This window comes from Paenarthrobacter sp. UW852, assembly GCF_024608385.1.
GTDB lineage: Bacteria > Actinomycetota > Actinomycetes > Actinomycetales > Micrococcaceae > Arthrobacter.
In genome coordinates, this window is record NZ_JAMSGY010000001.1 from 63,394 (window position 1) to 77,474 (window position 14,081).

At 63.2% G+C, this 14,081-nt stretch carries 14 protein-coding genes, 2 tRNA genes and 1 riboswitch; of the genes, 14 read left to right on the plus strand and 2 right to left on the minus strand.

The window, feature by feature from the left end; translation table 11 throughout:
* Positions 1-42: 42 nt before the first annotated feature.
* Positions 43-141: riboswitch (TPP riboswitch) on the plus strand.
* The 11 genes from thiD to NEK97_RS00375 all read left to right on the plus strand — a co-directional run bounded on the left by thiD (position 132) and on the right by NEK97_RS00375 (position 9,736).
* Positions 132-1,643, plus strand: a complete 1,512-nt coding sequence (gene thiD, locus NEK97_RS00325) for a bifunctional hydroxymethylpyrimidine kinase/phosphomethylpyrimidine kinase (protein ID WP_257367937.1) — start codon at positions 132-134, stop codon at positions 1,641-1,643. Its footprint overlaps the riboswitch before it by 10 nt.
* Before the next feature lie 375 nt (positions 1,644-2,018).
* Positions 2,019-2,327 (plus strand): 50S ribosomal protein L21, encoded by a 309-nt coding sequence (gene rplU, locus NEK97_RS00330; protein WP_018777818.1) that lies wholly within the window; start codon positions 2,019-2,021, stop codon positions 2,325-2,327.
* 62 nt (positions 2,328-2,389) lie between these two features.
* Positions 2,390-2,653, plus strand: coding sequence for a 50S ribosomal protein L27 (gene rpmA, locus NEK97_RS00335; protein WP_003803426.1), 264 nt, complete (start codon positions 2,390-2,392; stop codon positions 2,651-2,653).
* Positions 2,654-2,787: 134 nt separating this feature from the next.
* Positions 2,788-4,374 carry a GTPase ObgE gene (gene obgE / locus NEK97_RS00340; RefSeq protein WP_257367938.1) on the plus strand — a complete coding sequence of 529 codons (1,587 nt, stop codon included), beginning with the start codon at positions 2,788-2,790 and terminating at the stop codon, positions 4,372-4,374.
* On the plus strand, positions 4,364-5,545 hold the full coding sequence (gene proB / locus NEK97_RS00345) for a glutamate 5-kinase (RefSeq protein WP_257367939.1): 1,182 nt from the start codon (positions 4,364-4,366) through the stop codon (positions 5,543-5,545). The genes obgE and proB overlap by 11 nt, the downstream gene beginning before the upstream one ends.
* A complete protein-coding gene (locus tag NEK97_RS00350) occupies positions 5,542-6,906 on the plus strand; it encodes a glutamate-5-semialdehyde dehydrogenase (protein ID WP_257367940.1) in 1,365 nt (454 codons plus the stop codon). The genes proB and NEK97_RS00350 overlap by 4 nt, the downstream gene beginning before the upstream one ends.
* An 82-nt stretch (positions 6,907-6,988) precedes the next feature.
* Positions 6,989-7,228 carry a hypothetical protein gene (locus NEK97_RS00355; protein ID WP_235520871.1) on the plus strand — a complete coding sequence of 80 codons (240 nt, stop codon included), beginning with the start codon at positions 6,989-6,991 and terminating at the stop codon, positions 7,226-7,228.
* Between the two features lie 4 nt (positions 7,229-7,232).
* Positions 7,233-7,907 (plus strand): nicotinate-nucleotide adenylyltransferase, encoded by a 675-nt coding sequence (gene nadD / locus NEK97_RS00360; RefSeq protein WP_374111506.1) that lies wholly within the window; start codon positions 7,233-7,235, stop codon positions 7,905-7,907.
* Between the two features lie 8 nt (positions 7,908-7,915).
* On the plus strand, positions 7,916-9,082 hold the full coding sequence (locus NEK97_RS00365; protein ID WP_257367941.1) for a hypothetical protein: 1,167 nt from the start codon (positions 7,916-7,918) through the stop codon (positions 9,080-9,082).
* A 58-nt stretch (positions 9,083-9,140) separates the two neighbouring features.
* Positions 9,141-9,545 (plus strand): ribosome silencing factor, encoded by a 405-nt coding sequence (gene rsfS, locus NEK97_RS00370; protein ID WP_211712230.1) that lies wholly within the window; start codon positions 9,141-9,143, stop codon positions 9,543-9,545.
* A gap of 115 nt (positions 9,546-9,660) precedes the next feature.
* Positions 9,661-9,736 (plus strand) — tRNA-Ala (locus tag NEK97_RS00375).
* Positions 9,737-9,837: 101 nt separating this feature from the next.
* Here NEK97_RS00375 and NEK97_RS00380 read toward each other — a convergent pair.
* Positions 9,838-10,428: a ScbR family autoregulator-binding transcription factor gene (locus NEK97_RS00380; protein WP_257367942.1), complete on the minus strand. Its 591-nt coding sequence runs from the start codon at positions 10,426-10,428 to the stop codon at positions 9,838-9,840.
* Between the two features lie 388 nt (positions 10,429-10,816).
* Here NEK97_RS00380 and NEK97_RS00385 point away from each other — a divergent pair.
* Positions 10,817-10,889, plus strand: a tRNA-Ala gene (locus NEK97_RS00385).
* 59 nt (positions 10,890-10,948) lie between these two features.
* On the opposite strand, the gene NEK97_RS00390 is transcribed toward NEK97_RS00385, so the two are convergent.
* Positions 10,949-11,329: a cupin domain-containing protein gene (locus NEK97_RS00390; RefSeq protein WP_235520867.1), complete on the minus strand. Its 381-nt coding sequence runs from the start codon at positions 11,327-11,329 to the stop codon at positions 10,949-10,951.
* Positions 11,330-11,525: 196 nt separating this feature from the next.
* Here NEK97_RS00390 and NEK97_RS00395 point away from each other — a divergent pair, with 196 nt between their 5' ends.
* Together NEK97_RS00395 and NEK97_RS00400 are read left to right on the plus strand one after the other, a co-directional pair.
* Entirely contained in the window at positions 11,526-12,656 is a 1,131-nt protein-coding gene (locus NEK97_RS00395) for a methyltransferase (RefSeq protein WP_257367943.1), read from the plus strand.
* A 182-nt stretch (positions 12,657-12,838) separates the two neighbouring features.
* Positions 12,839-14,038 carry an ROK family transcriptional regulator gene (locus tag NEK97_RS00400; protein ID WP_257367944.1) on the plus strand — a complete coding sequence of 400 codons (1,200 nt, stop codon included), beginning with the start codon at positions 12,839-12,841 and terminating at the stop codon, positions 14,036-14,038.
* The last annotated feature ends 43 nt before the right edge of the window (positions 14,039-14,081 follow it).

Below are 14,081 nucleotides of genomic sequence, written 5' to 3' on the forward strand. Positions count from 1 at the left end.
GCAGCGCTGTTCCCGGGCCGGGCTGCTTCCCGGTTAGGCTGGGGGACAGACACGGGGTGCCTGGCGTTGGGCCGGGCTGAGATCCAGACCCGTTGAACCTGTCCGGTTAGCACCGGCGAAGGGATGTCCACATGACTGCAGCATATTCTCCTGTCTACCCGGTTGCTTCGGGCAGGCCAACACCGCGGGTGCTGAGTATCGCCGGCTCCGACCCTTCCGGTGGGGCAGGGATCCAGGCGGACTTGAAGAGCATCGCGGCCCACGGTGGTTACGGCATGGCTGCAATCACCGCCCTCACAGCCCAGAACACCGTGGGCGTCAGCGCCGTGCACGTGCCCCCCGTCGAATTTCTGCGCCAACAACTGGACGCCATCAGCAACGACATTGAGATTGACGCCGTCAAAATCGGCATGCTCGGCGACGCAGAGGTCATCGACGAAGTCCGCAGCTGGCTCGAAAAGGTGCGTCCCGCCGTCGTGGTCCTGGACCCGGTGATGGTGGCAACCAGCGGAGACAGGCTCCTGCGCGAGTCCGCTGAGAAGGCGTTGCGTTCGCTTTTGCCCCTGGCAGACCTCCTGACCCCGAACCTTCCCGAGCTGGCGGTGCTCCTGGGTGAAACGGAGGCGACGGACTGGGCTTCGGCGCTGGACCAGGGTAAGCGGTTGGCCGCTGAGTACGGGAACACGGTCCTTGTGAAGGGCGGCCACTTGGCGGGAACGGCGTGTCCTGATGCTTTGGTGAATACGAGCGGGTTGCTGCGGCAGGACGTGGTCGAGGTCGACGGGCCCCGCATCGATACCCGGAACAGCCACGGCACAGGGTGTTCGTTGTCGTCCGCCCTGGCCACGGTGCAGGTTAGCACGGGGGACTGGGAAGCTTCACTGCGGGAGGTGAAGCCTTGGTTGCTTGAGGCTTTGAGGCAGTCCGGGGCGTTGGAAGTAGGACGAGGAAGCGGGCCGATCCACCACTTCCACCACCAGCGGAGTCTGAGGCCCGGCGAGTTCGCAGCGACTTTGTGGGAACTCGCACGCGCGGAGCTCGAGGCGATCCATCGGCTTGGCTTCATCGATGGCCTTCAGAAGGGCAGCCTGCCGGAATCCGCGTTCGGCTATTACCTGGCCCAGGACGCGATCTACCTCAACGGCTACTCCCGGGTCCTGGCCCGGGCCAGCGCCCTGGCTCCTACTGAAGACGAGCAGTTGTTCTGGGCCAAGGGCTCCCGGCAGTGCCTGGAGGTCGAGTCGGAATTGCACAGGAACTGGCTCAGCAGCCGCGACGTGTCCGGGACAACGGGTCCCGTGACCAAGTCCTATGTGGACCATTTGCTGGCCTGTTCGGCATCGGGAAGCTACGCGGTGCTCCTGGCGGCGATTCTTCCCTGCTACTGGTTGTACGCGGAAGTGGGCCAGAAACTCCACCACGCCTACGTGGAAGCAGGTTCCCCTGTGGACCACGCATACGCGGAGTGGTTGAAGACGTACGCGGACGAAGACTTCGCCGAGGCAACCAGGACTGCGATCAAGCTCACGGACGCGGCGGCCCTTGCGGCCTCGCCGGCGGATCGCGAGGCCATGATGGAAGCCTTCACCCAGTCCTGCCGCTACGAAACTGCCTTCTTCGACGCGCCACGGGTTTTCTCATGACCTCTCCGGTCGGGCGTCCGGGCGGGTAATTTGCGAGGCTCGCCGCGCGTCGCAGGGCAAATCGCGTTAATCGTGCCCAAACCCTGTAGGCTGTATGGGCACGGTGCCGGGAGAGTCCGTTACAACTGGTGACGCGAGTCACGTGGTAGCCTCCGGACCCGGCCTCATTTGCAGCTGAAGGTCAAACTAGCGTAATCTTGATCTTCGGTGCTTACGCCAACACTTGGGTTATGCCCCTTGGAATTGTTCATGGGATGACTCGCGGACTTCGTTCAGAAGTCCACGGCGTTGAGGCACAGCGCGAACCAAGCCTGATTCCGGTTCAGGTTCCGCACGCAAATTTAGTTATAAACGTCGAGAGAAGTGAGTACCCAAGTGGTGTACGCGATTGTCCGCGCAGGCGGCCGCCAAGAAAAAGTTTCCGTTGGAGACTACGTAACGCTTAACCGCGTCCCCGGTGGAGCCGGTAGCACGCTTGAGCTGCCCGCCTTGCTCCTGGTTGACGGCGACAAGGTCACCTCCGCAGCTGCGGAACTGGCCAACGTCAAGGTTACGGCTGAGATCCTCGAAGACCTCCGTGGTCCGAAGATCGTCATCCAGAAGTTCAAGAACAAGACCGGCTACCGGAAGCGTCAGGGTCACCGTCAGGAACTGACCAAGATCAAGATCACCAGCATCGCGTAACTTTCGTTACACGCTGTTCAGGTTTTTCAGTTTCCCCAGAAATTTAGAGGCAGGCATTTCACATGGCACACAAAAAAGGCGCGAGTTCCACTCGCAACGGTCGTGACTCCAACGCTCAGTACCTGGGCGTAAAGCGCTTCGGTGGTCAGGTAGTTTCCGCAGGCGAGATCATCGTTCGCCAGCGTGGAACCCACTTCCACCCCGGTGCAGGCGTCGGCCGCGGTGGCGACGACACCCTGTTCGCTCTCCAGGCCGGTGCGGTTGAGTTTGGTACTCGCCGCGGCCGTCGCGTAGTGAACATCGTTGCTGCTGCAGCTGCAGAGTAACAACAAGTTCTGAACCGGTGGAGCGGGCCAAACGGCCCGCTCCACCGTTCTTTTAACCGCATTACAATCGACTGGGGCGCTTGGGCGCACTGGTTTTGCAACAACGCTGTACAACAGCAACTGAGGAGATCCACGTGGCGAGCTTTGTAGACCGGGTAGTCCTGCACGTATCCGGCGGAACCGGCGGCCACGGCTGTGTCTCTGTTAAGCGGGAGAAGTTCAAGCCGCTCGGCGGGCCCGACGGCGGCAACGGCGGCAATGGTGGCGACGTCATCCTTCGGGTGTCGGCCCAGACCACCACCCTGCTCGACTACCACCACGCACCCCACCGCCACGCCACCAACGGTGGTCCGGGCATGGGTGACTGGCGCGGTGGCAAGAACGGCGAAACCCTGATCCTTCCGGTACCCGATGGCACTGTGGTCAAGACCAAGGACGGCGAAGTCCTGGCTGACCTCGTGGGCGAAGGTACTGAGTACATCGCTGCCGCCGGCGGCCAGGGCGGCCTCGGCAACGCGTCGCTTTCCTCGCAGAAGCGCCGGGCTCCCGGCTTTGCCCTCCTGGGCATCGAAGGCGAATCCAGCGATATTGTCCTGGAACTGAAGTCCATTGCCGACATCGCCCTGGTTGGCTTCCCGTCGGCCGGCAAGTCCAGCCTCATCGCAGCCATGTCCGCTGCCCGGCCCAAGATTGCCGATTACCCCTTCACCACCCTCATCCCCAACCTTGGCGTGGTCCAGGCCGGCGATGTCCGTTTCACCATTGCCGATGTTCCGGGCCTCATCGAGGGAGCAAGCGACGGCAAGGGACTCGGACACAACTTCCTGCGCCACGTAGAGCGTTGCGCCGCCTTGGTGCACGTCCTTGACTGCGGAACCCTGGAATCCGATCGGGATCCTTTGTCCGACCTGGCGATTATCGAGGCCGAACTCGACAAGTACGCAGTGGACATGAGCTACGCCGGTGTGGACGGTGAGGTGGTGCCGCTGAACGAACGCCCCAAGCTGGTTGTCCTCAACAAGGTGGATCTTCCGGACGGCAAGGACATGGCCGAGTTCGTTCGCCCGGACCTCGAAGCCCGCGGATACCGCGTGTTCGAAGTCTCGGCCACGAGCCACGAAGGCTTGCGCCAACTGGGCTTCGCCATGGCAGAGATCGTCAAGGCCGCGCGTGATGCGGTAGCGACTGCTCCCCCCAAGGTGGCACCTCCGGTCCTTCGTCCGCGCGCGGTCAACGAGTCCGGCTTCAAGATCCGCCGCGAAGAAAAGAACCTCGAGCCGCTGTTCCGTGTCCTGGGCGAGAAGCCCGTTCGCTGGGTCAAGCAGACCGACTTCACCAACGAGGAAGCCATTGGATACCTTGCCGACCGGCTGGCGAAGCTCGGCGTCGAAACCGAACTGTTCAAGGTCGGTGCCAAGCCGGGCGACACCGTGGTCATCGGTGAAGACGACGGCGTTGTCTTCGACTGGGAGCCGACCATGATGGCCGGCGCCGAGCTCCTGGCAACTCCGCGCGGCACGGACATCCGCGTTGCCGACATCGGGGACCGGCCCACGCGTTCGCAGAAGCGCGAAGAACAGGTTGAACGCCGCGAAGCCAAGGCTGCTGCGCGTGCCGAGCTTGAAGCTGAGCGCAAGGCGGGCATCTGGACCGAGTCCGTCAGCGGCCGGCGCGCCCAGGCCGTGAAGGAAAGCAACCTGGACGCCGGTGATGACGACTAGGACCGTCGACGCACCGAACTCCGCCGAGGGCCTCGAACGCAACGCACTGGCCACCGCCAAGCGGATTGTCGTCAAAGTGGGTTCCTCGTCGCTGACGAGCATCAAGGGCGGTATTTCCGAGAAGTCCCTCGCGGGGCTTGTCGACGCCCTGGCCCACCAGCGCAATGCGGGCACCGAAATCATCTTGGTCTCCTCTGGTGCCATCGCCGCTGGCCTGGCTCCGTTGGGCCTTGCCAAGCGCCCGAAGGACCTGGCCACGCAGCAGGCAGCAGCCAGCGTCGGGCAAGGACTCCTGATGGCCCGCTACACGCAGGCTTTCAGCGCGCATGGGATCACTGTCAGCCAGGTCCTGTTGACGGCCGATGACCTCATGCGCCGCACGCAGCACACCAATGCGTTCCGTGCTTTGGATCGGCTGCTGAACCTCGGCGTGGTACCGGTCGTGAACGAAAACGACACTGTTGCTACCCACGAAATCCGTTTCGGCGACAACGACCGGCTGGCTGCGTTGGTGGCCCACCTGGTCCGCGCCGACGCTCTCGTGCTGCTGTCCGACGTCGACGCCCTCTACGACGGTCCGCCGTCCCAGGGTGCGCAGCGGATTCCGCTGGTCCGCGGTCCCCAGGACCTTGAAGACGTCACCATTGGCAAGGCGGGCAAAGCCGGTGTGGGAACGGGCGGAATGATGACCAAAGTGGAGGCTGCCTCCATCGCCGCCGGTTCCGGTATTCATGCACTGGTCACTTCTACGGCCAACGCCGCGGCTGCCCTGGCCGGCGAGGACGTGGGGACGTGGTTTGCCGTGAACGGAAACCGCAAGCCGGTACGCCTGTTGTGGCTGGCCCACCTGGCGACCGTACAGGGCCGCTTGATGCTCGACGACGGCGCCGTGAAAGCCGTGCGCGACCGGCACAGGTCGCTCCTGCCCGCGGGGATATCGGATATCAGCGGCGACTTCGAAGCTGGTGACCCCGTCGAGATGGTGGGCCATGATGGAACCGTGGTGGCGCGCGGCCTGGTGAACTACTCCTCGGAGGAACTGCCGCGGATGCTGGGACGGACCACGCAGGAACTCGGCCAAGCCATGGGCCGTGGTTATGACCGCGAAGTTGTTCATGTTGACGATCTGGTGCTCCTGGGGGCGCCGCGCTCATCTAAACTTGGAGCATGACTGAAGCGCTGACTCCCGACGCCCCTGTGATCTCCGACGTTTCCGGTGCTGCCGGCCAGACGCCGGAGAACCCTGTGGCAGGCGGCGCTCCACTGTCGCCCGAGGATGTCCAGGCTGCGGTACACGCAATCGCCGACCGGTCCCGGAAGGCTGCCCGCCGCATGGGCCAGGCGAACCGTGCCTGGAAGGACCGCGGCCTGCGTGCGATCGGCGCAGCCCTGCTGGAAAACCGTAAGCATGTGCTGGAAGCCAATGCCAAAGATGTGGCGGTGGGCCGTGCCAACGGTACCTCCGCGGCGCTCTTGGACAGGCTCACGCTGACGCCCGCCCGCATCGACGGCTTGGTCTCCGCCCTGGAAAACCTTGCGGGGCTGCCCGATCCTGTGGGCAACGTGGTCCGTGGCCAAACGCTTCCCAACGGGCTGCGGTTGCGTCAGGTCAATGTGCCCATGGGTGTTGTGGCCGCCATTTACGAAGCCCGTCCCAACGTCACCGTGGATATCGCGGGACTCGCCCTCAAGAGCGGCAACGCCGTGATTCTTCGCGGTGGGTCCGCCGCCGCGCACACCAATGGTGCGCTGGTGCAGATCCTGCGCGAAGCGCTGGACTCCGTGGGCCTCCCGGCGGATGCGGTGCAAAGCGTCGACCAATACGGCCGCGAAGGCGCCAACGTCCTGATGCGCGCCCGCGGACGGGTGGATGTCCTCATTCCCCGCGGCGGACGCGAGCTCATCCAGACTGTGGTGACCAACTCCTCCGTGCCCGTCATTGAGACCGGGGAGGGGAACGTCCACATCTTCATCGACGAGTCCGCCGGCGAAGAGATGGCCGTGGACATCCTCCTGAACGCAAAGACGCAGCGGCCCAGTGTCTGCAACACCGTTGAGACGCTCCTGGTCCACTCCGGTTCCACCGTTCTTCCTGCCGTGGCCAAAGCACTCCGCGAGGCAGGTGTGACCCTCCACGTGGATGATCGGATTGCGGCTGCCCTGGGTGCCGGTGTGGAGACCGTCCCGGCCGACGACGAGGATTGGGCCACTGAATACATGGACCTGGATCTCGCCGTTGCCATGGTGGACAACCTGGACGACGCCGTAAACCACATCCGCAAGTGGAGCACCGGGCACACCGAAGCCATCCTCACCAACAACCTGGCAAATGCGGAGAAATTCATCGCAGACATCGATTCGGCCGCTGTGATCGTCAACGCCTCCACGCGTTTCACCGACGGCGGTGAGCTGGGGCTCGGCGCGGAGGTTGGGATTTCCACGCAGAAGCTCCACGCGCGCGGACCCATGGGCCTCACGGAACTCACCACCACCAAGTGGATCGTCCAGGGCGAAGGCCAAATCCGCAGCTAGCAACGCGGTAACATAGAACAGAAGTCCGGAACGGCGGGGAGTCCCGCCGTCGAAATCCTTTGAGAACCAACTAGGGGAGAAGATGCTGTTTCAGCAGATCGCCACGTCCATTGCCGCCGCGACAGAAGGCGGCCACGAGGAACTCGCCCCGCTGTGGGCCGAGCCGTGGGTCTTCGGCGTCTCCATGTTTGCCCTGCTGCTGGTTCTCATGTTCGTAACGCTGTCCTACACCAACCTGGGCAACCGTCACGAGGCAGTGGAAGAGCACTCCGATCCGCACCGCCAGCACCCCAACAAGCACACCCACGGCCAGGGCCACTAACATTATCGCCGCAATACCTCGCGGGGAGTCGGAGCGCAGGCTTCGGCTGGGCGTGATGGGTGGAACGTTTGATCCCATCCATCACGGCCACCTTGTGGCTGCAAGTGAAGTCGCAGCCAAGTTCGACCTTGATGAAGTGGTCTTCGTGCCCACCGGGCAGCCGTGGCAAAAGTCGCACAAGCAGGTCAGCGAGCCCGAGCACCGCTACCTCATGACAGTGATCGCCACAGCTTCCAACCCCCGCTTTACCGTAAGCCGTGTGGACGTGGACCGACCAGGCCCGACGTTCACTATCGACACCCTCCGCGACTTGAGGGAACTCCGTCCTGATGCGGACCTCTTCTTCATTACGGGTGCCGACGCTTTGGCGCAGATCCTGTCCTGGAAAGACGTCGACGAATTGTGGTCCTTGGCCCACTTTGTCGGCGTGACCCGCCCTGGACACGAACTGAACGATTTGGGCCGGACGGAGGATGTCAGCCTTCTCGAAGTGCCCGCCATGGCGATCTCCTCCACGGATTGCAGGACACGCGTCGGCGCGGGCAACCCTGTGTGGTACCTCGTGCCGGACGGAGTGGTCCAGTACATCGCAAAATATGGGCTGTACGCACCCCGGCCCTCGACAGGGGAACTGTCGCCCGCATTATCCGGATCAGACGACCAAGCACGTACTGAATGAGTTTTTAAATGAGCAGCCAGGAACAGCGACCCATCCGCAGCAGGCGCGAGCTTCGCCGTGCCCGGGAAGAGCACCCGGAAACAACGCCGGGCGCTACGTCAAGCGACCCCGCAGAGGCGGCTGCCGCCGAAGAAGCCGACCGCCCGAATGCGCGTAACAGGCGCGCGGCAAACGCGCCCGTGGACGCTGTGGGACCCACAGCACAGGAGCGTTCATCCCAGATCCGCGCCCGTGATCGGGCAGCCCTGCGGACCATCAAGGACCTGGCTGACAAGGAGGAACAGCTCTCCGGTGGCGGCCCGCCAACGCGTCGCCAGCTGAGGTTGCAGCAGCTCCAGGCTGAAGTTGCCACGTCCATGAACCCCATCGTTCCGGCACCGGACGCGGGCAAGCCCGCAGCGGCGGCCGATGGCAAGCCCGTCACGGCTCCTGCCGATCCGGCAGCCTCCCCGACGACCGACGGAGCGGGCAAGAGCGGCCCAACAGAATCCGATATGTCGGTGGAGCAGGCCCTGGCAGTCCGCGAGATGATCGCGGCGCAGGTCCAAAACCAGACCGCGAAACTGGAACACATTGCCGAGCAGGACCCCCTGGCAGTTGATCCAGAGGTGTTGGCCCAGCAGATTGCCTTGGCGGAGCGCGCGGCCGTGTTGAATAAGCGTGCCGCTGCGAAGCAGAAACTGGCCGAACAGGCGACGCCGGACCAAGCCAAGGCCGAGCCACGTAAGCCAAATCCCGGGAATTCGGGTCCTTCCACAGCTAATAACCTTGCCATGGTCACGCCCCTGGAGTTCGTCAAGGTACCAGGTGTCGAACGGCCAGTCATGAAGCGGCCCAGCACAACCTTTGTTCCCCTGATTACGTCCGCCGGTCCCAAGCTTGAAGCTGAACCGGCAACCGGAAAGAAGCCGGGCTCACGCGGCCGTGCCGGCGTCCTGGCCCGCGCGGAAGCTGTAGCGCGGTCGGCCCGCAAGAAGTCGGCCCCTCCGGTGGACACTGGCGAAGAAAAGCAAAGGCCGCCGATCTCGGCGAGCAGTGCCTACGGTCTTGATCCACTTGATGCCAACACGGCCGGCCTGGCCAGGGCCCAGCGCAACAGGCTGCTGCAGTTCGGTGTCCTCGCACTGGGCATCGTTGCGCTCATCGTCGGCATCATCATGATTACCAGCGGCTAGTTCCGCTCAACAACGGCTTACGCCATTCACAGGCCACAGGCCACAACAAGGAGTCCCCGTGTCTGCACATGAACAATCCATCACCCTCGCCCGTCACGCCGCGCGTGCCGCGGCCGGCAAACTTGCCGAGGATATCGTCGCCCTCGACGTCAGCGAGCGTCTGGCACTCACAGACGTTTTCCTGATCGCCTCGGCTCCGACGGAACGCCAGGTCAACGCCATTGTTGACGGTATTGAAGAAGAACTCTTGAAGCAGGACCTCCGCCCGGTGCGCCGCGAAGGACGCTCCGAGGGCCGTTGGGTCCTGCTGGACTACGCCGACATCGTCATTCACGTCCAGCACGCAGAGGACAGGGTCTTCTACGCTTTGGATCGCCTGTGGAAGGACTGCCCTGTGGTGGACCTTGAGCTGGGTGACGACGCTTCCGCCAAGGCTGTCACCGCGGAGGATTCCGAGCACTAAGGACTGCGCGGCACCGAATATGCCCGATTTGGAATTTTCGGAATCGCTGTTCTAAGATATTTGAGTTGCTTCGGCGCGGATGGCTGAAATGCCAGGTGTTGGGCAGCGAAGATATGGGGCTGTGGCGCAGCTGGTAGCGCACCTGCATGGCATGCAGGGGGTCAGGGGTTCGAGTCCCCTCAGCTCCACCAATCGAGGCCCTGCCTACTTCCTGGAAGACATGGAGAAGGCAGGGCCTCTTTTCTTTTCACCGCAGCTTTACGTAAGTGGCGGCTCGGCACGGGCCTGGCAATCAGGTACTGGCGCCCATACTCAATGCCGGCAGTATGAACTCCCACATTTGGTCTATCCGGAGCATGACGTCTTTCCGGGCTGTCAGAACATCTGAGACCATCTGGACGCCGGTGAAGGATGCGATCAGGTACCGGGAGAAAGCCGCGGGATCCAGGTCCGGCCGCACCTGGCCCTCATCCACGGCCTGTTGAAGCAACTGTTCGGCGGTGCTGATCCAGTCTTCGTAGGGCCCGGACACATCTGCTTGGAACGCGGTTGCTTCGAACGTGAGCCTGATACCGCCTTGGACGATGGGTTCGTCAAGAAGCTGCTGGCCGAACATCCGGCAAAGGCTGATGAGTTTGTCGATGGGGGGCTTGCTGGACCCGATTATTTCTGCGCCGGACGCCAGCACCAGGGCGTGTTGCTCTTCAATGACGGCCAGGGCGAGTTCCCGCTTGGACGTGAAGTGGAAGTAGAGGGCTCCCTTTGTTACGCCGGCACGTTTGGTGATGTCGGTCAGGCTGGCGTTCCCGTAGCCAATCTCCGCGAATACGCTGGCCGCACCTTCAATGACGGCCAGCCTGGTGTCCTTCGCACGTTGTTGCATGGGGATGCAGAGCCTCTCGGTGGGGGACGGATTCGCTGGCGGATCGGGCAGCTTTGCGTCCCGACAACGCTATCACCGCATTGTTGGTGAACCCGATTACGGCAAAACCGACTGATCGGTTTGGTTTACTACCGCTTGGCTCCTAGACTTCAGGTGAGCCGCAGGGGTGTTCCCGCGCGGCTCACCGGCAGCCGGCTTGGGGGGAGGTGCGATGGATTTCCAGCGCACCTCGGCTGCCGCGTACGCCCGGAGGAGGCCCGGCTGCAGGGAGTTTTGACGGGTGACGCACCTCACCTTGAGATGATTTCGCTTCTCAGTGAATTGTGGTTACTATTGACGAGTTGCTTCGACGGGAAGAGAAAAACTTCCTGGAAAAGCAAGCATTTCCGGGGCTGTGGCGCAGCTGGTAGCGCACCTGCATGGCATGCAGGGGGTCAGGGGTTCGAGTCCCCTCAGCTCCACTTCGGAAAAGGACCCCGCTCATGAGAGCGGGGTCCTTTTTGTTTCCCGCAGGTCTTGGCTACTCCGAAAGTGCCTTTCCAAATTCGGCGCCGCTGACGAACTCGACTCCTTGGAACGGCTGGTCACCGACCACCCATGCATTGTGGCCGGGAGGAATGGTGTATGAATCGCCGGGGGAGATGCTTATACGTCCGCCGTCGGTGGTTTCCACGTCGAGTTTGCCGGACACGCAAAATCCTACGTGGCTCAACTGGCAGGAGTCGGTGCCGACCACTGGCTTGATGCAGTCGGCCCACGTCCATCCGGGCTCAAAGGTCAGGCGGCCGATTGTGTAGTCTCCTACGGTGACAAGATCCAGCGTGGTCTTCTCAGGGTGGCGTGATTCATCTGGGGAATTGTGGGACTTTACTTCCAGGTTCGTGACAGCATTGACACTCATGGCTTCTCGCAGGGGAGGGGAGCAACTGTTGCTGGTCCGGGCGCCCTGGCTCCTACGGCCGCCGGGACCGATGCCCGTCAGTGTTTGGGCCGGTTCGTGGGCCACGGGGCGGACGGGTGTTTGTGTTGTGCCTCCAGAGTGCTCCCGGTCGTGGAATAAGTCGAGACATTGAAGCAAGGAAAGCAGGAAACGCGTTGTGACGGCATGGGAACTCGAAGCGCTGTTCGGTAGGTTGAGCCGGCTTCCGGACGTCGAAGCGGACAACCTGCAGGCTTACGACGCCACAGATCGGCTGCTGCTGGAGACTGCGGAAGGTTACCTCGGGCCCGATAGCCAGGTTGTAGTCATTGGTGACCGTTACGGGGCCCTGACCCTGGGCGCCTTGTCTGGTCCCGGCGTCGGGCATGTCCGCGTCAACCAGGACCTGTTTACCGGAAGGGCCGCATTGCAGCGCAATGCCGCCGCGGCAGGCTTGGACGGACGGTACACGCCACACGAACTTGGCCGGGAATTGCTGCAGGACGCGGACCTGGTGCTGTTGCAGCTGCCTAAGTCGTTGGCCGAGTTGGAAGAAATTGCCGACGCCGTTGCCCGGTTCGCGGGACCGGATGCGGTCCTGCTCGCCGGTGGACGCGTCAAACACATGTCCGTGGGGATGAACGCAGTCCTGGAGAAGTACTTCTCCGCAGTCCAGCCCCAGTTGGCCAGGCAAAAATCGCGGATCCTCGTAGCTAAGGGACCCAGGCCAGTCCCCGACGAGCCGCCATTCCCCGTGGTCGAAGCCAACCCCGAATTGGGAATCACCGTCTGCGCTCACGGAGCCGTCTTTTCCGGAGCCCGCCTGGACATTGGAACCCGCTACCTCCTTGGTTTCCTCGATCGGATTCCGGCGGCCCGGCAGGTGGTGGACCTCGGTTGCGGAACCGGAATCCTTGCCACCATGTACGCCCGCCATCAACCAGGTGCCCGGGTCATCGCCACCGACCAGTCCGCGGCGGCCGTCGCATCTGCCACCGCGACCGCGGCCGCGAACGGCCTGGCAGAGCGCATCAGCGTGATCCACGACGACGCCATGTCCAGCCTCGAGGCCGGGAGCGTGGACCTGATCCTGCTGAATCCGCCCTTCCATTTGGGGGCAAGCGTCCATGCCGGTGCCGGCCTGAAGTTGTTTGAAGCCGCAGCACGGGTGCTGGCGCCCGGCGGGGAACTATGGACCGTGTACAACAGCCACCTCCAGTACCGTCCGGCCTTGGAGCGATATGTCGGGCCGACTGTGGAGGAAGGCCGTAACCCGAAGTTCACGGTGACTCGCAGCCGGAAAGCCTGAGGGCATCCCGGGCTCATCGTTACCAAGCCATGACCCCCGCGCCTGCGTGTGCTCATATCCGTGGTGGCGTGGGTATCGTACGATTCAGACAGACTTAATTGACGACGTTTTTCCAATGACGAGGGGCATCAGTGACTGAGATCCGGCAGCCGACACCTAGGCGCGGAACGAATCTACCCAGGATGGGTGACTTCAACCTCACCGTCATCCTGGAAGCGATCCGGCGATCCCCGGGAGGGCTCAGTCGCGTTGAACTGGCGCAAATCGTTGGGCTTTCACCGCAGACCATCTCCAACATCTCCCGTCGCCTCCTTGACCAACAGCTCATCATGGAGGCCGGCAAGGAAGGATCGGGGCCGGGTAAGCCCCGGACCATCCTGCGCCTGAACCCCGCGGGGATGTACGCGGTGGGCGTTCATCTCGACCCGGCCGTCATCACCTTCGTGGTCCTGGACCTGTTGGGTGATGTCGTCCGGCATTCACGCATGGCCACCCCGGGCGGTGACCCGGCGGACGTGATCACCAGCATCGCAGGGCAAATCGATATCCTCATCCAGGAATCAGGCGTGGACGCGTCCAAGATCGCCGGACTGGGCGTTGCGGTCCCTGGTCCCATCGACCTCGACGAGGGCTCTGTAGTGGAGCCGCCGCTGTTGACCCGCTGGGACCGGGTACCAATCCGCGAAGCGTTGGCCGAAGCCACCGGCCTGGAAACCCTCGTGGACAAGGATGTCACCAGCGCAGCGGTTGCGGAGACCTGGGCAGGTGGCGCCAGTGGCGCAGGCAGCTTTGTCTTCATGTACATGGGAACCGGTATCGGTTGCGGCATTGTCCTCAATGACGAAGTCGTGCGTGGCACGTCCGGTAACGCAGGCGAAATCGGCCACATTGTGGTGGATCCCGACGGTCCCCTGTGTGATTGCGGGCAGCGCGGGTGCGTCAAGTCCACCAGCATCCCCCAGGTCCTTGTTGCCGAAGCCGAAGAGGCCGGCGTCCTGGACGGAAAGCGCCAGGGAGCAGACGGCCCGGAAGTCCAGGAGCGGTTCGCCGAGTTGTGCGACAAAGCCGATGCCGGTGACGCCAAGGCCATTGCGATCCTGGACAAGTCAGCCACACTCGTCGCCCGGGCAGTCTCCGTAGTAGCCAACACGCTGGACGTGGAGCGCGTGGTGTTTGGCGGGCCCTTCTGGGGCCGGATGTCGCCGTACTTCCTGGAACGGGTGCCCGCCTTGCTGGAACAGAACAATGCGGCCCGTGCGATCCACGGGCTCGAAGTCGTGGGCACAGGGGTTGGCGAGGACGTCGGCGCGATCGGTGCCGCATGCCTGGTCCTGGAACACATGCTCGCCCCGCGCGCGCAAAGGCTCCTGCTGGAGGGCTAAGGCCAGGCAGGGACAACTGAATAGCCGTAAGGCTGGGCCACCT